Here is a 19069-nt window from a genome sequence, read left to right as displayed (position 1 = left end):
AATGGCCAATAAAATAACCGGAAATTCAGGGAGGAAAATAATGTACATAGTGAGTTGACGTATGTTTGGACACCCTATAATTTATTTTTAATTATAAAGACTTTGGTGCATAAAAATATAAAAATATGATTTTATAATAATGTTAACCATGCAGAATATTATAGTAAACGGCAATGATATAAATAATATAAACGCCATAATAAAGCAGATTAAAAATTTGCGGAGGGCAATGCCCGATGCATTTATAGAGGTTGTATTTACAAGAAATGCGGTAAAATCGCTATTAAAAGATTATCCAGAACTTAACAGGATAAAGGAACTCTTAGATATGAATATAAAAATAAATGCATGCAGAAATTCATTGAAAGAACAGAATATTGATGAGGACCTGATAGCGACAGATATTGGAATCGGCATAGTTGATGCTGGTGTCCAGGAAATTGTTGAAAAACAGCTTATGGGATATGCATATTTGCAGCTATAAGTATTTTTCAACATAATATTTAAGTGAAACCGCATTATTATGCATCTCATTTCTTGAGGAATACAAAAATGTTACAACATCATGATCCCTAATTATATCTTTTAGGGTTTCTGTTGCATTATTTTTTGAGAGCTCCTCGTAATATTTTTTATTAAATTCATCCCATTTTGAATCCTCATGGTTAAACCATTTCCTTAAATCGTTTGATGGCGCTATGTCACTTAGCCATAAATCTATGTGTGCCTCTGATTTTTTAATACCGCGCGGCCATAGACGTTCCACAAGTATTCTAAATCCATCATCCTGCGAATATGGCAAGTAAATTCTTTTTAATTTTATCATTTTATGATCTCCATTCATACTATGTAGGTTACAGTTTCTGTTAACCATGTTAACATACACCTTTGGAAGTTATCATCTCTTTGATGCTTAAACTTCCTGGATACACCCAATACCCTCTATCCCGTTGGCAAATGTTTCAGGGATCGCCTTTTTATAATATTATATGATACTTAATGAGGTTATCACATATTTTATTCTTAAATTTTGTGGGTGAGCTACCTAATGCTAGGGCGATTCTGGCATCAAAGGTTGCAGAGGCACCATTGGAATCACAGATGGGATGGGTACATGGATCAAGGCAGACAAGAACATATATACATTTATCAATGAGGGACCATGACAATGCAATATTAAAGGCCTATGGAATAAAACAAATGAGAATAAAATCATTGAGCCGATGCCAAAGAAGTGCCCAAGGTGCAATGCAGTAAATCCTGAGGATGCTAAATACTGCCATCCGAGGCACTACAAGGAATTGCAAAAAGGATAATTGAGGCTGCACCGGAATCATTTTAAATCTAAAGTAATAGAGAATGTTTTAGAGGAGATATTAAAGGATCCTGAATTGTTAAAGAAGTTCGGGGATGAGATGAAAAAAAGGTTAGTTCTTAGGATCTCCTGGTATTTTATATAATAAAAGGCCATAAGATAATTCAATGAATAACCCAAAATTATCGTTGGTATTATAAAGGTAAAAATTGAGCAATACAATTCCATAGATGATGGTATCATGGTTATTGAAAATGCAATAAATATAAAAATTAGATAATTTTTATATGCATAAAGCCTGAGATGGTATTTATTTTCATTGTTAAGAAAAATTCCGAAAACAAGAAGGTATATTGTGAATATTTCATTATTAACCGGGGTTTATATTTACACAAAATATGGTACAGAACCGAACTTTTATATTTATGCAGGTGCCGGGATTTGAACCCGGGTCGAAAGCTTGGAAGGCTTCCGTGCTACCAGGCTACACCACACCTGCGCAGTTTCATAATTACAATTAAGATTATTTATTTTTCTATTATTATCAGGTTATAAAGAATTTAAAGGTCTCACTGGTACTCTTGTATGAAGATTTTTCTGTAATATGAACATAATATGTGCTTTCAGGGCTTACAGAAGTTAAATTAAAGTATACCTCATTATGGGATTCAGTATATTTAACAGGCCTGGTTATTCCCGACGTGGTTTCATTTATATATATGGCGGTTATGGGATATTTGTAGTCTGTATGATACCTAAGGTGATCCGTTGTTTTACCATTAAATGGTATGTCATATTTTCCACTCACCTCTGTTAAATTTGTCCAGTGATTGTTATTTTCAAACTGCAAGTTTACTATTTCTGGGCCTGAAATTAGGTGCACTGGTGGATTTAATGCGATTATCCAGAATATAAACCATGTTATTATTAATTCACCGTACATATATATTTTATGTGAGGTCTGTTTTGGCAAACCTATTTTCAAAAATTTGATAATTCTGTTTAAAAAATATAAAATTGCTATTAGCAAAAGGACGCCAAGATACCAGAAACCGTATATTTCAAAAAATGCAGATAATATACCAACAACCAAACCTATTAAAAAGACAAATATAATGGCCTTTGCCCTTTCCCTTTCATATTTCAGGTAACCTTTTTTATCGAACGGTGGTTCAACGAAAATTGGTTCATCTTTCTTTGGATTTGCCATGACTTCACCAGTATTATAAATTGCCTAATGAAATTAACTTATTTATTGGTTTCGGATTTTTGATTATACCAGATGCAATTAAAACTCCATAAGCCCCAAGATTCATTGAGTTTTTTACATCCTCATATGTTTTAACACCAGCACCGACAAGGAGTTTAATATTCCTATCATTGCATATTTCGGATGCGTTTTTTATTATGCCAGGTTTGGCATTTGAAACAGAAATATCACCACCTATTAATTCCGGTGGCTCATATGCTATGTACTCGGGATCGTATTTTGAATACTCTCTAACCTCATCAAGGCTCTCCACACAAAGAACAATTTTGAAATCAAGCTTTTTTGATTTTTCTATTATTTTAATTATGTCTGATTTTGCCATTCGTCTCTCTGAATGGTTTAATAATGAGCCGTTTACGCCTATATCGATTAATGATTCCATTGAAATAGAACCTGTATAAGCGCCATAACCATTGGCATCAACTGTCTGAGAGAATATATTAAGGCTGGTAAATTCAGTCTTCAATCTTAAATCTATTGGGGACAGACAATAATAGATATTTTTATTTTTAAGTGTGTTAAAATCCTTTAATAGTTCCTCGCATGATTTACCAACAGCATTTTCGTAATGCTTAAAATTTACAAATATTTCTGGTTCCATGTATTGGTATATAATTATTGTAAATATAATAATATGCCTTATAATTATTGTTTAATAATGTACAACTTTGAAAATATTAGCATAAATTATGACAGGATTACAACCATTGAAACCCTGGGCATGGATATGTACTGGAGAAATGCTATGGTAAAAAAAATAAGGCTTCCAAAAAATTCATTCATACTCGACGCTGGGGCTGGTACGGGAAAATTAAGCAATGTTCTTACATCAAAATTTAGGGATGGCAGAATTTATTCCATTGATATAAGTCAAAAAATGCTAGACCAGATTAAAAATAAAAGGTTAATAAAATTACGGGCTGATGCTACTGAAACAGATTTTCCCGATAACTATTTTGATCTGGCCGCATCAGCATTTTTAATAAGGCCCCTTAATGATAAAATAAATAATTATTTTTATGAAACACACAGAATTTTAAAGAAACAGGGCTTTTTTATTATAATGGAAATATATGAGCCCGACAACCCATATTTCAGGTTTTTATTTGATTTTTATCTTCATAAAATACTAAGAAAGATTGGAGACGCATTAACAAAAACTGATGCATTCTCATATTTTTCAGAATCTATAAGAGAATTTTATTCACCAAATCAGGTGTCAGAATTACTCAAAAAACATGGATTTAGGATTATCAACATAAGGAGTTTTTTATCCGGGTCCATTGTAATACATACCAGCATCAAAATTTAAATATTTATACATAAATAATATTCAATAATGATTATATATTATGTATAAATATACCATTCATGATATCAGCAATTAATAGTGAGATAATACCAGAAAACTGGTACAATGTAATTCCGGACCTGCCAGAACCACTTCCGCCACCAAAGGATTCAAAGGCGGAATTTTCATCCATAAACCTGCTTAATAAAATACTGCCAAAGGAGGTTTTAAGGCAGGAATTTACATTTAAAAGATATGAAAAAATACCGGATGAGGTAATAGAACAGTACGAGCAAATAGGAAGGCCCACACCGTTAATAAGGGCAAAAAACCTGGAAAAGTATCTGGATTATGGCGGGAAGATATTTTACAAATTTGAGGGCGCCACGGCCACAGGTTCACATAAGATAAATACAGCCATTGCACAGGCATACTATGCAAAAAACGAGGGCGTTAATGGTGTAACAACAGAAACAGGTGCCGGGCAGTGGGGATCGGCAACAGCCCTGGCTGCATCATTATATAAGCTTCCAGCGCAGATATTTATGGTTAAGGTCAGCTTTATACAGAAGCCGCTTAGAAAAATAGTCATGAACCTTTATAACGGCAACGTTGTTCCAAGCCCCTCAAACCTGACCGAATACGGTAGAAAAATATTAAGTGAGAACCCTGACCATCCGGGAACCCTTGGAATAGGTATAAGTGAGGCTGTGGAATATGCCCTTGATCATGATTACAGATACATGGTCGCAAGTGTAATGAATAGTGCACTTACACACCAGAGCGTAATTGGGCTTGAAACCAAAAAACAGCTTGAACTTATTGGAGAGCATGCAGATGTTTTAATAGGATGCGTTGGTGGTGGCAGTAATTTTGGAGGTTTTACATTTCCATTTATACCCGACCATCCAGATACTGAGATAATTGCCACAACAGCAGATGAGGTCCCCAAATTTTCCAAGGGAGATTATAAATATGATCTGATGGACTCTGCCGGGGTTCTGCCTGAGGTTAGGATGTATTCACTTGGTGCAGATTTTGTTCCACCCACAATATATGCGGGTGGTTTAAGATACCATGGTGCATCACCCTCATTATCCCTTTTAATAAATAAGGGCAGAATTAAAAGTGATGAGGTAAATCAGGAAGAGGTAAAAAATGCCATAAGAACATTTGCGAATACGCAGGGAATAATAGCAGCACCGGAATCTGGTCACGCAATAGCAACAATGTTGAATTATGTAAAAGCTCATAAAAATGAGAAGAAAACAATAGTTGTGAATGTGAGCGGACACGGACTTTTGGATTTATCCATTTTCCAGTGAGGTAAAATGAAAAATCTAATACCATATTTCACACTTGGATATCCGGATAACAATACATTAAAAGATTTTTTAATGGCCATGCCAGTGAATAAAATAAACTATATTGAGTTTGGATTCCCATCAGACGACCCCAGATATGATGGGCCAACAATAAGGATAACACACAGGGTTGGAAATCAGAATTTCAATGATGGGTTTTATAAACCAATATTCCAGTATTTTAAAAGCAACGGTATTAAGATGTATTCACTATCATATTATTCTGATATAGGGCCAAAATTTGAGGATTTTATATCCTATTTAATATCAAGAGGTTTTTCCGGAATCATAATTCCAGACCTTATCATAGATTATTATTCAGAGGCCGAGGAGAAAATATCGTATTTAAATAATAAAAATTTTGAATACATACCCTTTTTTTCACCATCAACGCCCGATCATATAATTAAGAAAATAGCAGAAATGACAAGTTCATGGATTTATTATGGACTTCAGCCATCCACAGGTATAGATATACCATATGAAATAGATTATACAACAGAAAGGATAAATCAGCTTTTGCCCGGCAGAGAGATTACGTATGGCTTTGGAATAAAAACTGAGGAGGATATAAAACAGTTGATGAAAAACGGTGGATCTGGAGTTGCCATAGGAAGTTACATAGAAAAAATGCTGGAAAAGAATGATAAGAAGGGATTTTTAGATTATATAAATAAAATAAGGGGTGTACTGGATGATGAATGATGATTTTAATTTTGAAAATTATAAAAATCTAACATTTGATGAGGCAAGAGAACTGTTAATAAGGGCCCTAAACATGCCCGATGAATTCAAGGCGCAGTTTCTAACATTTATGCACAATAAGGGCGAAACTCCTGAGGAAATTTCAGGATTTGCAGATGCTCTAAGGTCTATGGCCAGAATAAATATCAAATACAGTAATTTAACAGATATAGTTGGTACAGGAGGCGATAAAAAAAATACCGTTAATGTAAGTACTGCTGCCAGTATTGTACTTGCATCGATCGGCATAAAAATAGCCAAGCATGGTAATTTTGGCGCCACAGGAAGCCACGGAAGTGCCGATCTTATGAAATATTTAGGTTATAAATTTAAAATGGATGAGAGTGAAATAATCAATAATCTTAATGCAAAAAATTATGTTTACATACTTGCACCGGAGTACAATGAGAACTTTGCAAAATTTGCCGCGGTGAGGAAAAGTCTTGGATTCAGGACTGTATTTAATATACTAGGACCCCTAACAAATCCCCTTAACCCACATAATCTGGTTTTAGGTGCATATGATGAGAAAATAGCAGATATGTATGCGAATGTAATTCTTCATGACCATAAGAAGGGGGTGGTTGTTTTTGGAATGGATGGAATGGATGAGATATCCCCATTTGATGATTCAATACTTTACATCATTGATGGGTATATAAAGTCATATAAAATAAGGCCCAGGAATTTTTTTGATATGGAAATAGCCTATGATGATATTATTTCAGTGGATCCGGAAAAAAGCTTTAGAATGGCAGTGGATGGCATGCTTGGTAAAAACAAAAAGGTGTCTGAATTTATAGCCATAAATGCTGCTCCTGCACTTATAGTAAATAATTATGCCGGTACCATGGATGAGGCATATTCAATTGTGCTTGATCATATCAGCTCTGGATCTGTAAAGAATAAAATAAAGGAGGTGTTTAATTGAAGGTAAAAATATGTGGAATTACAAATGTGCATGATGCTGAATACTCAATTAAAAAAGGGGCTGAATTTATAGGCGTCATTCTTGATTATTCTGTTAAAAGGCATGGTACAGAGGATCTAATAAAAGAGATTAAAAATATTAAGAAAACCGGCGTGGTTGGCGTTTATACATCAATGCCTGATGCAAATGAAATCAATGAGGATATTATACAGCTTCATTTTGATCACTCTCCGGGAGATGTTAAATATATAAAAAATGTTCTAAAAAAGAATGTAATTTCGGTAATAGACATTTCAAAAAATGATTATTTAGAAAGAATAGATGAATATAAAAAGGCAGGATCCGATTATATACTCTTAGAGGATAGATCAGGTATAGTAAATCGCATGGATGATCTAAGAAATATTGATCTTACAGGTATTGGACTTGCAGGGAAAATAAGCCCTGAAAATGTTTCTAATATTTTATCATTAAATCCGGAGTTTATAGATTTAAGCAGTTCGCTTGAAAGTGAAATAGGTAAAAAATCGGAAAAAAGGATAGATGAACTTTTCATAAAACTAGGTGAAAAAAATGCTCTTAAACAGTATTAAAAAATGTATTGATAAAAATTTTGCATACTTTGTTAGGTTTGATGCGGACAGAATAAATGGTACTGAATATTTATTTGTATCTAATAAGAATCCCATCATGATAAATGAAAATGCAATTGATAAGTTAAATTGCATTGATGAATATTTAAAAAATTCTTCCATGGTACCAATGTTTGTTACATATGATTTTGTTGATTCAATATATCCGGATATAGGGATTAAAAAATCATCATGGCCATCTGTGGCCATGCTTATCCCTGAAAAGGTTTATACAGGAAAAATTGTGAGAAATAACAGTACTAAAAAAATAAAAAATGAGAGCATAATGGATAATAATATGGAAAAAATTGTTTCTGAGATAATAAATAGAATAAAAAATGGTGAACTTCTGCAGATGGTAATATCAAAGAGATTTGATGTTGATGGTTTTAATGCGATCAGCCTGCTCAGGAATTTTCTGGAATATGATAAATCAATGTATGTTTATTACTACAAATTTGGTGATATGGAAATAATAGGTAGCTCACCGGAAAACCTGTTTACATTAAATGGAAATGAAATAATGATAGACCCAATTGCTGGAACAAGAAAAAGAGGTAATGACGAAATCGAGGATTTAAGACTTGAAAAAGAACTATTAAGTGATGAAAAGGAGCTTCTGGAGCACAGGATGCTTGTTGATCTGGCAAGGAATGATCTTGGAAAGATATGCATACCTGGTTCAGTAAGGGTGGTAAAATCCATGACCATAGAAAAATTTTCAACAGTACAGCACATAGTTAGCCAGGTTACCGGCAAATTAAAAACAGAAAAACTTGGTGATATACTTGGGGCAGTTTTTCCTGCAGGCACTGTAAGCGGAGCACCAAAGAAGCGTGCCATGCAGCTCATAAATTTATACGAGGAAAAGCCCAGAGGGCCTTATGCCGGTACACTTGGGATTGTCGGCAAGAATTATGCTGATATGGCACTCCTAATAAGGAGTTTATATAAAAATAAAGATGGTTCATATATACAGGCAGGTGCAGGTATTGTTAAGGATTCTATCCCAGAAAATGAAATTCATGAAATGTATTCCAAGGCATTAACTGTTATAGGTGGTTTATATGAAAAGGATATTAATAATTGATAATTACGATTCCTTTGTGTATAATATATACCAGTATGTTGCATCCATGGGGGTTGATGTAAAAATTTTGGAAAATGACATGATAAGCCCTGAAAAATCAGATTATGATGGCATAATAATATCCCCGGGCCCAGGCAATCCAAAAAATATAGAGGACCGTGGAAAACTGTACGAATTTATAGATAATAACAGGCATAAGAAATTCCTTGGAATATGCTTTGGGCATCAAACACTGGCGTATTATCTTGGTTCAGATATCAGGCTATCAAAAAGAATTATGCATGGGCAGATAGATGCCATTAAACACTCAGAAGGCATCATTTATAATGGTATACCAGAAACGTTTAATGCAATAAGGTATCATTCCCTAGTCGTTACTGAAAACAGCAACATTATAGTTGATGCGGTATCCATAACTGATGGCGAGATAATGGGTTTCCATTCACGCGATAACCACTTTTTTGGAGTCCAGTTCCATCCCGAGAGTTACTATACAAATGATGGATATAGGGTCTTAAAAAATTTTATTGATGCAGTATGATAGTGGATGATATTTACAGGGAGAATTACAGTAGAGAATTAATTATGGACAATAAACGCATTAGAAATACATTGAGCCTAAAGGATTCATTAAAAAGTTCTAAAATAAAACCAGGAATTATAGCTGAGTATAAAAGGAAATCACCATCAGGTTTCAACAATATTGTTAATAATGATATATTTAAATACTATAATAAGATTAAGGAAAGCGTTGCAGGATTCAGTATTTTAACGGAGCCCCATTATTTCAATGGGAATCAGTTAGATGCTGTATCCGTGCAATGCTATAGCAAACCAATATTAATTAAAGATTTCATATCTAGCACGGATATGATAAAATCATCCTACATGATCGGTGGAGATGTGTTCCTGCTGATAGCAGATTTCCTTGACTACAATAAAATAAGGGAATTTATAAGGTACGGGGCCTCATTAAATATGGAGGTGCTCCTTGAAATACATGATATGAAAAAAATTGGCAATATATACCCAGATGAAAATGTATTGCTTGGCTACAATAGAAGAAATCTTGAAACATTAAAAATAGAAGATGAATCAGAAAATGCATATGACTTCCTAAAAAAATTTGGTTTGCCACTGGTCCTTGAAAGCGGTATTTCCCTGGAAAATGTGGAGGCCCTGCCAATAAAGAAATATGACGGGCTTCTTATAGGAACAGCACTGCTTTCAGGTGAAGGTTTAATAAATAAAATAGCTAGTGGTAAAAATGATTGACATAAAAATAAATGACGAGTTGGAATTAACAGATGATAAATTCCTCATGATCGCCGGACCGTGTTCAGTGGAAAGTGAGGAGCAGATACTTGGCGTTGCCAGGGACCTCAAAAAAATCGGTGTGAATGTTCTCAGAGGGGGTACATTCAAGCCAAGAACGCAGCCGGAATCCTTCCAGGGACTTGGTGAGGAGGGATTGAAGCTTCTGGCAAGGGCAAGGGAGGAAACAGGCATGGCAATAATTACCGAGGTTATGGATGAGGAAAACCTGCCACTTGTTGAGGAATATGCAGATATAATACAGATAGGTTCCAGAAATTCACAGAATTTTTCTCTTCTTAAGGCAGTTAGTAAATATAATAAGCCAGTACTTCTTAAAAGAGGCTTCGGAAATACAATTGATGAGCTGATAGGGTCTTCAAAATACCTTGCACTTGGCGGTAATAAAAAAATAATGCTGGTTGAAAGAGGTATAAGGACATTCGAGACCTCCACAAGGTTTACACTTGATGTATCTGCAGTTCCGGTTCTGCATGAAAAAACAGAATACCCTGTTTTAATAGACCCAAGCCATCCGGCAGGCATAAACAGATACGTGGAACCACTGGCCATGGCGGGTACTGCGGCTGGTGCTGATGGGCTGATAATAGAGGTTCACCCAAATCCAAAGGAGGCTTTAAGTGATGCTGCACAGCAGCTAACAGTTCCAGAATTCATGGAACTTTATGATAAAATTAAAAGAATAACAGAAATTACGAGAAAAAATATAATATAAATTATCCTTTCATGACTGCAAGCGGCGTTAATTTCAGTACAGGCCTTGCGATGTTAGCCCCATTAACAACCTTTATAACCTCATCAATATCCTTATAGCTTTCTGGTGATTCCTCGGTTATAACCTTTTTTGTTGCTGCCCTTATATATATGCCCCTATCATTGAGTTCCCTTAGAACAGATTCCGGTGTGAATTTTTCATTGGATGCCTTTCTGCTTAAGACCCTTCCTGCACCATGGCATGAGCTTCCAAATGAATTTTTCATATTTTCCTGGGTACCAACAAGAACATAGGAGGCTGTGCCCATATCACCTGGAATTATAACAGGATATCCTGTACTTGAAAATTTTCCTTCTGCAACACCTGCCGGAAATGCCCTTGTGGCACCCTTCCTATGAACAAGCAGCTTCCTCTTGGTATTTTCTATAATATGATATTCCTGCTTTGCCATATTGTGTGCAAGGCTGTAGAGTATATCCATACCGAGTGATTCATAATCTCTTTTGAATGTTTCCTCAAAAACCTTTCTTATTTTATATGTAATTATCTGCCTGTTAACAAAGCTGAAATTGGCAGCTGCATTCATGGAGTTTATATAACGCTGCCCTATTTTTGATGATATGTACACTGATGTTAACTGTTTATCATTTTCATTTTTTATACCTTCCCCAGAATTCAAGATCTCAGTTATAAAATCAGTTGCCACCTGATGACCAAGTCCACGTGAACCTGTGTGTACCATAATGGTGACCTGATCGGGTTCCATGCCAAACATTTTGGATGTTTTATCATCCATAATTGAACTGACGCGCTGTATCTCAAGAAAATGATTTCCACCCCCGAGGGTACCAAGTTCATTAATACCGCGGGCCATTGCCTTTTCACTTACATAGGATGCATCACATTCAATTTTTCCGGATTCCTCAGTATTTAACATATCATTTTCTGTTGCATATCCATTTTCCAACGCCCAGTAAATGCCCTCAGAAAGTATATTGCTTAATGATTGCTGGTTCAATCTAAGGCTTGACTTATGATCTATCCCTGCAGGTATTGATTTATAAAGATTTTCAATAATATCAGCAATTTTATTTCTTACTTCCTGATATTTTAAATTTGTTTTAATTAGGGTTACCCCACAGTTTATATCATAACCGACGCCGCCGGGAGATACGATGCCGTTATCATAATCAAAGGCTGCAACCCCGCCTATCGGAAAGCCATAACCCATATGTATATCCGGCATGGCTATTGATGCCTTGACTATCCCGGGCAGCGATGCCACATTTCTAACCTGTTTTATTGGCTCATCATTTGTAAAATTTTTTAAAAGTGTATCATTTATATAAATTATACCAGGAACTTTCATACTTTGGTCCTCTGGCAGTTCGTAGGCGAATTCACTGATTTTTTTAAGATTAAACATACATGTGTATTTAATCATAAAAGATAATTCTTTAGAAAAAGTTAATAAAATAATAATGGGATACAGGTTAAATGTCAAAAACCTTTAATATAGATTCATTTAGCGATAGAAAGAAATTTGAGATAAAGCTGCAGATAGCACTGTTAAAAAACACATTAAAGATAAGAGAAAATTCAAATGACCCATCAAAATATGATGAATATATAAATGAAAGAATAGAAAAATTAAAGGAACTTCTGGGCACAACATCAAGATTTACAATAAAGGAAGACGATAAGATTCTGTATTCAATTGATAATGATAAAATTTAGATAATAATATATAAAGCCTTGTCATACATTAACCATGGAGGATTACTCTATTTTCAAGGAAATAAATGAAGACGCAGATACGCTTAACAGGCATGTTTTGATAATTAAAACATTGCTGCATGAGCAGCCTTTGGGGATAATTAAAATATCCCAGCAGACAGGCATACCAGAACATAAAATAAGATATTCATTAAGGATACTTGAACGTGATGGGATTATAGAGGCATCAAGGGAGGGGGCAATACTTACCTCAACGTTTCTCGACCGGCGTGATGAAATATTAAAATACGGCAGGGATGTTATAGATAAAATAGAATCTATATATAACGATATAAAAAATATTCTGGAGAGTAAATAATGATGTTATGGAAAAAATCCCAAAAGAATGATCTTGAGATTAGAAGGGCAACACCGGCAGATGCTCGTGGAATAATAAACTGCATGCAGAGCGTTATGGATGAAAAGGTATACCTTGTAAGCGAGTATTATCTTTTAACTGAAAGGGGGGAGCAGGAAAGGCTAAAAAATCCCGATGAGTTAACATTAATATGCCTCAATGGCTCAATGGTCATTGGTGTTTTAACATTGCAGAGGGGGCTTTATAAAAAAAACAGGCATACCGCCAATCTGGGCATAGCAATTAGATCTGGATACAGGCATATGAAGATAGGTACAAGGTTAATTCTTGAGGCACTGAAATGGGCAAAAAAGGAGGGCATAAAAAAGGTAAATCTGGAGGTATTTTCAACAAATGTAAATGCCATAAAGGCCTACAGAAAAATCGGATTTGAATACGAGGGCGTCAGAAAAAATCAGTTTATAATAGACAATAAATACGTTGATGATGTATTAATGACCTTTTTTACCGATACGCTGAATGAAAATTGATGGCATCCTGAAAAACATAAAAATTTAAATGTGGTTTTTGTATTGCGCATTTTATGTGGAAAAAAGCCTGTAAAACACTGTTAATAAAATATCTTTCAGTTTTTATAGGCGTTACTCTTGTGCTTTTTATTATTGAAAAATTAATTCCGTCTTCATATATCTATGCAGATTATAACTCATTGTCCAGCGCAAATAACATTCTTGGATTAAACAAGCCTCTTTTTATACAGTATTTCTATTTTATATATGATTTAATAACATTAAGGCTCGGAAATACATCCAATTTGATATATTCTGGGAGTACCCATACAGGTATAATGGAAATGCTGCCTGAAACACTTTTTTTAATAATTCTGGCATTTATTGTTATACTTGTAATTTCATATAAAATAGGCTTCTTCCTTGGATTCAGATCCATGAAAGATCAGAGACTTGATATAAATATTTTTCCTGTAACTGTTTTATATTTTATTTTACCAATAGTTTTTATAGGTATACTTTCTGGGGTATATAGAATATTACCATACAGATATATAATGCCTGAATACTATGCAGCAAAATATTCATGGGTTATCTATGCAAACAACGGTATAATAATAACAAGGCCAACAGATATTATACTTTTTGATGCGATTATACATGGATCATTAGGATTCCTTTACTATTATTTATTAAGGTTTGTAATGCCGTTTGTCTCAATTATTATACCGGTGGCATTGTATCTTACCATATTTATTAAGAGGCTTACAACAATTGAATACAAAAAAAAATATGTTAGGATCAGAATTTTAAAAAATGTTGATGATGATAATTTTATTTATCATATTAAGAGAAATATAAGGTATATTATGCTTCATGAGTACAAAACAATCTTCGGAATTTATTTAAGTGGAATTATAATAGTTACATACATTTTTTCATACATGAATCTTGGTGAATTTTTTATATATTCAATAATTGATTTTCCTTCGGGATTGATGGGCATGCTTGGTTCAGCTTTCATATTCTCTTCAATGGTTATTGTGTTTAATTTAATGATGGATATAATGATACTTGGGGGCACAAAAAATGCAGAGGAATATTAGAAACTGGAACCTTGAACTTATTGTATTTCTTGCAGTATTCTTACTTTATATTATTTTTTACATTCTTGATGAATTATATCCCTATTATCTTGGTGTTAAAAGTATATACAGCCTTATTGAATTTAGTTACAATAAAACTTTATTTCCAAGCCCGCCAAAATTTTCTGATGGATGGCACTATTATTTTGGTACCTCAATATTTGGAATAAATTTACTTCCGGCAATGCTGGCCACGCTAAAACTGGATTTAACTTTAACATTTTCCTCGGTTTTTCTTGCCCTTTTAATAGGATTTATAATTTCCTTCCCCGGTTATTATTTAAGAAATAGGATTTATAGTAAAATAATAGGACTCTTTAATTTATCCCTATTCAGCATGCCTTATATGGTGTTCATATTAATATTAATGTACATTATAAGGCCGTCAATTTATGGCATAATAATAGGTGCAGGAATTTCATGGTTTCCATTTTATATCAGGCGCCTGATTAATCTTAAAAGACCTGATGGAAATTTAATATATTTAATAAAATATGTCTTTAAAAAATTGATTCCATATATATTTTCAGATATTGGAACAATGTATGCAATTATTAATTTAATTTTATTTTTTGGTATTTATACAGGCAATTTTTTGCTGGTTAATCTTGGTACATTAATGTATATTAACGGCAACGGAATTACTTATTTATCCATTGGGATGTGGTGGGTTGAAATGTTTCCAGTTATTTTTCTGTCATTATTCGTTCTTTCTGCCCACGGGTTAGGCTATGGCATCAGGAGGTCCGGAATCTATGGAAAGGAATAATCCTGTTATTAAATTCAATAACTTCTCGGCTATTAATAATAAAAACCTTAGACTATACGGATTAAACCATGAAATAATGGATAATGAAAGCGTACTTCTAATCTTTAATGATGAGAGAAAGGATCTGTTTATGTCCATTTTTTATCTTAATGCCGATGAAAATATTAAAGTATCAGGAACAATGGAAATTCTCGGTGAGGATGTCTCAGGTTTAATTAATAGAATTAAAAGATACAGCAAGAACGATAAAAATTTAATGGCCGCAGCATACTCGCTTAAAAATGTGTTTATAATACCTGAACACGCATGCGAACTGTTTGATAAAACCTTAAAAATTAAGGATCAAATAATAGATTTTATACCATATTCTGCAAGGGTAAGGATATTAAATGCTGTTTTAAGAAGGGAAACATTTTCTAGGGAGGATATTAAACTTTTAATGGATGGTTATAAAAAGTATCCTGATACTGAAAATTATCTTAGATACTGGGCAACAGAATACGGCGTTATTAATAAATTAAATGAAATAAAGAATGTACTTGAAAGATCAGAGGAGCCAGAAAATGAACTCATGGAGATTATGCTGCTCCAGAAAAAGGGCATAGATCTTGCAAATATAGTTGAATTAAGGGATTTCTATAGATTTAAGGATGATTATGTCAATATTTATTATAAAAAAAATTCTAAATATAATTACAGCTATGCAAGGGACAAGATTAGAATAGATATGGAGAAAAAAAATTTTAGATTTTTTAATCTTTTGCTCAGGATAAACAGGCATGGAATAGAACATGATCTTAACAGTGAAATAAACGCCTACATACTCGAATATTTAAAATATATGAATATAAAATCTGATACTTCAGAACTTAATAAATACCCCCATGAGGTGGACCCAGAACTGCTTAAGCATATACTGCTTGCTATTTATGCATTCTCCGATGTAAAATTACTTATTATTGAGGAACCTGGAGATGTGGATGGAAATTTACTAAAAAATGTAAATATATTATCAAAGACATTTAAATTTGCCACCCTGGCAGTGGCATCAGGACCAAGGGCTGTGATTCAATTTCCATGGGCATTCAATGATGTCTGCGTCATATATGCAGGCATGCCTGTGGAGAAAAATTCAACAGTAAAATTTAATAATGAGCAGCTGCACCCATTTTCCATGGATATGATGTCGGGAAGAGAAATAAGCAGGGAGGAGAACAGGGTTGGATGTCCATATTTCTGGAACTGCAAATATGCAATGGATATATGCAAGGACAATAAACCGGCATTCACAGATTATTACAACGGCAGGGTGGCATGCTTCCTATACTCGAGTTTAAAAGAAACTAATATAATGTATTAAATGTTATTATGTTATAATTTTTATTTAAAGAGTACCTAAAACCATAAATACTGGATCTATGAATATGTGTTATTGTTACATTTTCATTTGTGAATATATAAAGGTAGAGCATGCTGAGATTTTCCTGGGCATCGGTTATGTTCTTACTTGAATAATTAAATGTTAGTTTATTTATTGAGGCACTTAAATTTAACATAAGTTTGGTCTGATTTTTGTGGCTTTTATTGTACAGTCCTATGCTGAAACCGTTCTGATACATGTATGTTCCATTTTCTGGATTTCCAAGATAGCTAATTTTCTCGGTTAAATTCATATTTAAGGGTAAAAGTGATAGGTAAATAGGCATTGGATTATTACCATAAAATTCGTATGATTTCATTTTATCTCCTGTAACTGGAATTATTATTACCTTTAATCCTTTTATGACACCCTGCAAATTGTTAATATATCTAACAACCTCCGGGTCATTTATTATAGAATTGACAAATAATGGTATTTTTAATGTGGCGTTATTATAGAGAAATACACCACTTGAATTTTTTATATTATATTTATCACCGGCATTTAACACAAACTGATCCCACAGATGCTTGGAAAGTGTCAGGTTATTTCCTGGATATGCATTATAAAAAGCCTCCCTGACAGTTATATTTGAGAATAAATTATATGGCATATTAAAATAACCGTAGTTTCCAAGCATTGTTAGATTTACATTTGAATTAAAACTGTATATTTCGGAATATGTTACATTGCCCGATATTGAAATATTATTTATTGCACTGAACGCATTTGAATATTCATATGGCACAGAGGCCATCTGCAGTGCATTTAATCTTAATCCCTGCAGCCTGCCTGCCAGGGAAAGGCCGTAATATATTTTTATTATATCAAAATGCGGGATTGCATTATATTTTGTTCCCATGAAAAACGGGTTTCTTATAAGCGTGACAGCGTTTTTATTTAATGATAAAATTTCATAAGGGCCATCAGAGATGATGTGGTTTACAAAGTAACTGTAGTTTCCATCTTCATAGTTTGACCTGAATTTTTCTATTCCAGCGTTTGTAATATTTAGAACAGCACCATGCTGGATCATATAAGAGGCCGATGTAATAAATGCACCAGGAGATGTGAGTATTCTGTAAACTGTTTCATTGCTCATTGGATGGGTAAAATTTATTGTAACAGTGTTTGATGTATTGCTATACGATATTGCGTTCTTTATATTATTATATGTTACATTTGTATAATAGTTCCCAGGGATTACGTACTGAGCAAGCAGCCATCCTGGTGATTGGGGTGTTACATTGTCAAGGATTATGTCAGTTACAAGTGAATAATAAACATCATAGGCATTTACAGTTTCACCATTCTGAAACTTAAATGAATTTGATATTTTAAATATAAAGGTTTTGTTATCATTTTTTATTTCTGGGTAATCTGCTATATTTGGATAATACTTGCCTGAGGTCTGATTATAATAAAATAGGAATTCCTCGGTGTTCATTAAAATCTGCATATCCCCAGACGTATATGCAGTTTCTGGATTAAGATTGTTATATGGTGATGATGAGGCAAATGCAATGTATGGCATGTTCTTATCTATATAAATATGTGGGATTTTGGATGTTATAATAACATCCAGAAAATATTTTGATGATATGATATCACTAACACTTCCCGATGATGAAACGTTTCCAGAATATGTAACAAGCTCCATTGTATAATTTCCTGGTGCAGTATGATTAAAATTAAAAATTAAATTTTTATATACATATGATTTTGAACTGTGATCAAAATATGTATTAATGTTAAAAGTTTTTATAATATTTCCATTTTTAAAAAGATAAAATGTTCCTGAAATAAGGCTGTAATTAGGATCATCAGGAGGTGTAAATGATCCCGATATATTCATATTAGTATTAGGATAAAAAATATTTGAGTCAGGATTTATGGGTGACCTTGAATAATTATACACTGACAATATGCCCTGTGCCGTATAATTTGAAAAATAGTTAGAAGATACATAAACCGGTATATAATAATCTGGAAATAAAATACCTGAGGTAAAGACTGCAAAATAATGTATATAATATATTCCTGGATTTGTATAAATATGGCTTATGGTGATGGCTGTACCGGATGTGCTTATATTTGAGTTTGTATTATCCCCCCAGAAAATTTTCACGTATTTTGGGGGCTGATTGAGTTTAATTGTAATATTATATGGTGTGCCGGTGCTTACATAGTTGCCTGCTGATGCAATGGAAGTTTCAGGTGCAATTGGATGCGGATGTAATGCCGAGAGTATTGAAAATGATGATATTAAAAGGATAATAATTACAATTATAGCATACCATTTCCTCTTGGATGATCTAACCCTCTGCGGAAAAACTTTTGGTTCCGGTATGTTATAATTCATTTTAGGCTTATTTTAATTAAAATATTTAACTTTTCTTAATAATTGGAATTGGGTGCATAATTAATTTGCCATAAATTTGATC

22 protein-coding genes and 1 tRNA gene are annotated in these 19069 nt (G+C 33.5%); 17 read left to right on the top strand and 6 right to left on the bottom strand.

Annotated features, from left to right (window positions below; genetic code table 11):
• Positions 1-148: 148 nt before the first annotated feature.
• Entirely contained in the window at positions 149-484 is a 336-nt protein-coding gene (locus AOG55_RS02415) for a DsrE family protein (protein ID WP_162200858.1), read from the top strand.
• Here the strand turns inward: AOG55_RS02415 and AOG55_RS02410 are convergent.
• Positions 479-826, bottom strand: a complete 348-nt coding sequence (locus AOG55_RS02410; RefSeq protein WP_048102202.1) for a DUF488 domain-containing protein — start codon at positions 824-826, stop codon at positions 479-481. The genes AOG55_RS02415 and AOG55_RS02410 overlap by 6 nt on opposite strands.
• A 206-nt stretch (positions 827-1032) precedes the next feature.
• Here AOG55_RS02410 and AOG55_RS02405 point away from each other — a divergent pair, with 206 nt between their 5' ends.
• Positions 1033-1257: a hypothetical protein gene (locus tag AOG55_RS02405; protein WP_156150337.1), complete on the top strand. Its 225-nt coding sequence runs from the start codon at positions 1033-1035 to the stop codon at positions 1255-1257.
• 484 nt (positions 1258-1741) lie between these two features.
• On the opposite strand, the gene AOG55_RS02400 is transcribed toward AOG55_RS02405, so the two are convergent.
• The 3 genes from AOG55_RS02400 to AOG55_RS02390 all read right to left on the bottom strand — a co-directional run bounded on the left by AOG55_RS02400 (position 1742) and on the right by AOG55_RS02390 (position 3186).
• Positions 1742-1814: transfer RNA gene (locus AOG55_RS02400), tRNA-Gly, on the bottom strand.
• A gap of 45 nt (positions 1815-1859) precedes the next feature.
• Complete coding sequence (locus tag AOG55_RS02395; protein ID WP_048102153.1) at positions 1860-2525, bottom strand: hypothetical protein; 666 nt, start codon at positions 2523-2525, stop codon at positions 1860-1862.
• A gap of 13 nt (positions 2526-2538) precedes the next feature.
• The gene (locus AOG55_RS02390) at positions 2539-3186 is read right to left on the bottom strand and encodes a triose-phosphate isomerase (protein ID WP_048102152.1); all 648 of its coding nucleotides are present in this window, start codon (positions 3184-3186) and stop codon (positions 2539-2541) included.
• A 57-nt stretch (positions 3187-3243) separates the two neighbouring features.
• Here AOG55_RS02390 and AOG55_RS02385 point away from each other — a divergent pair, with 57 nt between their 5' ends.
• The 9 genes from AOG55_RS02385 to aroF are packed head-to-tail and all read left to right on the top strand — an operon-like array spanning position 3244 to position 10687.
• Positions 3244-3897 carry a class I SAM-dependent methyltransferase gene (locus AOG55_RS02385; protein WP_048102151.1) on the top strand — a complete coding sequence of 218 codons (654 nt, stop codon included), beginning with the start codon at positions 3244-3246 and terminating at the stop codon, positions 3895-3897.
• A 59-nt stretch (positions 3898-3956) separates the two neighbouring features.
• Positions 3957-5201, top strand: coding sequence for a TrpB-like pyridoxal phosphate-dependent enzyme (locus AOG55_RS02380; protein WP_048102150.1), 1245 nt, complete (start codon positions 3957-3959; stop codon positions 5199-5201).
• Between the two features lie 6 nt (positions 5202-5207).
• The gene (locus AOG55_RS02375; protein WP_048102149.1) at positions 5208-5945 is read left to right on the top strand and encodes a tryptophan synthase subunit alpha; all 738 of its coding nucleotides are present in this window, start codon (positions 5208-5210) and stop codon (positions 5943-5945) included.
• Positions 5935-6915, top strand: a complete 981-nt coding sequence (trpD, locus tag AOG55_RS02370; protein WP_048102148.1) for an anthranilate phosphoribosyltransferase — start codon at positions 5935-5937, stop codon at positions 6913-6915. Before AOG55_RS02375 ends, trpD begins: the two co-directional genes overlap by 11 nt.
• The gene (locus AOG55_RS02365; RefSeq protein WP_048102147.1) at positions 6912-7508 is read left to right on the top strand and encodes a phosphoribosylanthranilate isomerase; all 597 of its coding nucleotides are present in this window, start codon (positions 6912-6914) and stop codon (positions 7506-7508) included. Before trpD ends, AOG55_RS02365 begins: the two co-directional genes overlap by 4 nt.
• Positions 7489-8637, top strand: a complete 1149-nt coding sequence (locus AOG55_RS02360) for an anthranilate synthase component I (RefSeq protein WP_048102201.1) — start codon at positions 7489-7491, stop codon at positions 8635-8637. The genes AOG55_RS02365 and AOG55_RS02360 overlap by 20 nt, the downstream gene beginning before the upstream one ends.
• The gene (locus AOG55_RS02355) at positions 8615-9178 is read left to right on the top strand and encodes an anthranilate synthase component II (protein WP_048102146.1); all 564 of its coding nucleotides are present in this window, start codon (positions 8615-8617) and stop codon (positions 9176-9178) included. Before AOG55_RS02360 ends, AOG55_RS02355 begins: the two co-directional genes overlap by 23 nt.
• A complete protein-coding gene (locus tag AOG55_RS02350; RefSeq protein ID WP_048102145.1) occupies positions 9175-9912 on the top strand; it encodes an indole-3-glycerol-phosphate synthase in 738 nt (245 codons plus the stop codon). Before AOG55_RS02355 ends, AOG55_RS02350 begins: the two co-directional genes overlap by 4 nt.
• On the top strand, positions 9905-10687 hold the full coding sequence (gene aroF, locus AOG55_RS02345) for a 3-deoxy-7-phosphoheptulonate synthase (RefSeq protein ID WP_052656839.1): 783 nt from the start codon (positions 9905-9907) through the stop codon (positions 10685-10687). The genes AOG55_RS02350 and aroF overlap by 8 nt, the downstream gene beginning before the upstream one ends.
• Before the next feature lies 1 nt (position 10688).
• On the opposite strand, the gene AOG55_RS02340 is transcribed toward aroF, so the two are convergent.
• The gene (locus AOG55_RS02340; protein ID WP_048102144.1) at positions 10689-12113 is read right to left on the bottom strand and encodes an RtcB family protein; all 1425 of its coding nucleotides are present in this window, start codon (positions 12111-12113) and stop codon (positions 10689-10691) included.
• A 71-nt stretch (positions 12114-12184) separates the two neighbouring features.
• Between AOG55_RS02340 and AOG55_RS02335 the strand changes: the two genes are divergently transcribed.
• The 6 genes from AOG55_RS02335 to AOG55_RS02310 are packed head-to-tail and all read left to right on the top strand — an operon-like array spanning position 12185 to position 16565.
• Entirely contained in the window at positions 12185-12424 is a 240-nt protein-coding gene (locus AOG55_RS02335) for a hypothetical protein (protein ID WP_048102143.1), read from the top strand.
• A gap of 34 nt (positions 12425-12458) precedes the next feature.
• Positions 12459-12782, top strand: coding sequence for a transcriptional regulator (locus AOG55_RS02330; RefSeq protein WP_048102142.1), 324 nt, complete (start codon positions 12459-12461; stop codon positions 12780-12782).
• Positions 12782-13312: a GNAT family N-acetyltransferase gene (locus tag AOG55_RS02325; RefSeq protein ID WP_231563442.1), complete on the top strand. Its 531-nt coding sequence runs from the start codon at positions 12782-12784 to the stop codon at positions 13310-13312. Before AOG55_RS02330 ends, AOG55_RS02325 begins: the two co-directional genes overlap by 1 nt.
• Before the next feature lie 53 nt (positions 13313-13365).
• Entirely contained in the window at positions 13366-14397 is a 1032-nt protein-coding gene (locus AOG55_RS02320) for a hypothetical protein (RefSeq protein ID WP_048102140.1), read from the top strand.
• A complete protein-coding gene (locus AOG55_RS02315; protein ID WP_048102139.1) occupies positions 14381-15205 on the top strand; it encodes a hypothetical protein in 825 nt (274 codons plus the stop codon). Before AOG55_RS02320 ends, AOG55_RS02315 begins: the two co-directional genes overlap by 17 nt.
• Positions 15168-16565, top strand: a complete 1398-nt coding sequence (locus AOG55_RS02310) for a hypothetical protein (RefSeq protein WP_156318722.1) — start codon at positions 15168-15170, stop codon at positions 16563-16565. Before AOG55_RS02315 ends, AOG55_RS02310 begins: the two co-directional genes overlap by 38 nt.
• On the opposite strand, the gene AOG55_RS02305 is transcribed toward AOG55_RS02310, so the two are convergent.
• Positions 16549-18987, bottom strand: coding sequence for an ABC transporter substrate-binding protein (locus AOG55_RS02305; RefSeq protein WP_048102137.1), 2439 nt, complete (start codon positions 18985-18987; stop codon positions 16549-16551). The two genes, AOG55_RS02310 and AOG55_RS02305, sit on opposite strands and share 17 nt — an antisense overlap.
• Positions 18988-19069: the final 82 nt, after the last annotated feature.

It is taken from the genome of Acidiplasma cupricumulans, from assembly GCF_001402935.1.
GTDB lineage: Archaea > Thermoplasmatota > Thermoplasmata > Thermoplasmatales > Thermoplasmataceae > Acidiplasma > Acidiplasma aeolicum.
Note: the sequence above shows the minus strand (reverse complement) of the source record. Positions and strands in the feature narration are given on the sequence as shown.

Excerpts from the sequence above, each read along its gene's own strand:
- AOG55_RS02415 (WP_162200858.1), top strand. The coding sequence starts at position 149 with ATGCAGAATATTATAGTAAACGGCAATGATATAAATAATATAAACGCC.
- AOG55_RS02410 (WP_048102202.1), bottom strand. The coding sequence starts at position 826 with ATGATAAAATTAAAAAGAATTTACTTGCCATATTCGCAGGATGATGGA.
- AOG55_RS02395 (WP_048102153.1), bottom strand. The coding sequence starts at position 2,525 with ATGGCAAATCCAAAGAAAGATGAACCAATTTTCGTTGAACCACCGTTC.
- AOG55_RS02390 (WP_048102152.1), bottom strand. The coding sequence starts at position 3,186 with ATGGAACCAGAAATATTTGTAAATTTTAAGCATTACGAAAATGCTGTT.
- AOG55_RS02385 (WP_048102151.1), top strand. The coding sequence starts at position 3,244 with ATGTACAACTTTGAAAATATTAGCATAAATTATGACAGGATTACAACC.
- AOG55_RS02380 (WP_048102150.1), top strand. The coding sequence starts at position 3,957 with ATGATATCAGCAATTAATAGTGAGATAATACCAGAAAACTGGTACAAT.
- AOG55_RS02375 (WP_048102149.1), top strand. The coding sequence starts at position 5,208 with ATGAAAAATCTAATACCATATTTCACACTTGGATATCCGGATAACAAT.
- trpD (WP_048102148.1), top strand. The coding sequence starts at position 5,935 with ATGATGAATGATGATTTTAATTTTGAAAATTATAAAAATCTAACATTT.
- AOG55_RS02360 (WP_048102201.1), top strand. The coding sequence starts at position 7,489 with ATGCTCTTAAACAGTATTAAAAAATGTATTGATAAAAATTTTGCATAC.
- AOG55_RS02355 (WP_048102146.1), top strand. The coding sequence starts at position 8,615 with ATGAAAAGGATATTAATAATTGATAATTACGATTCCTTTGTGTATAAT.
- AOG55_RS02350 (WP_048102145.1), top strand. The coding sequence starts at position 9,175 with ATGATAGTGGATGATATTTACAGGGAGAATTACAGTAGAGAATTAATT.
- aroF (WP_052656839.1), top strand. The coding sequence starts at position 9,905 with ATGATTGACATAAAAATAAATGACGAGTTGGAATTAACAGATGATAAA.
- AOG55_RS02340 (WP_048102144.1), bottom strand. The coding sequence starts at position 12,113 with ATGTTTAATCTTAAAAAAATCAGTGAATTCGCCTACGAACTGCCAGAG.
- AOG55_RS02335 (WP_048102143.1), top strand. The coding sequence starts at position 12,185 with ATGTCAAAAACCTTTAATATAGATTCATTTAGCGATAGAAAGAAATTT.
- AOG55_RS02330 (WP_048102142.1), top strand. The coding sequence starts at position 12,459 with ATGGAGGATTACTCTATTTTCAAGGAAATAAATGAAGACGCAGATACG.
- AOG55_RS02325 (WP_231563442.1), top strand. The coding sequence starts at position 12,782 with ATGATGTTATGGAAAAAATCCCAAAAGAATGATCTTGAGATTAGAAGG.
- AOG55_RS02320 (WP_048102140.1), top strand. The coding sequence starts at position 13,366 with ATGTGGAAAAAAGCCTGTAAAACACTGTTAATAAAATATCTTTCAGTT.
- AOG55_RS02315 (WP_048102139.1), top strand. The coding sequence starts at position 14,381 with ATGCAGAGGAATATTAGAAACTGGAACCTTGAACTTATTGTATTTCTT.
- AOG55_RS02310 (WP_156318722.1), top strand. The coding sequence starts at position 15,168 with ATGGCATCAGGAGGTCCGGAATCTATGGAAAGGAATAATCCTGTTATT.
- AOG55_RS02305 (WP_048102137.1), bottom strand. The coding sequence starts at position 18,987 with ATGAATTATAACATACCGGAACCAAAAGTTTTTCCGCAGAGGGTTAGA.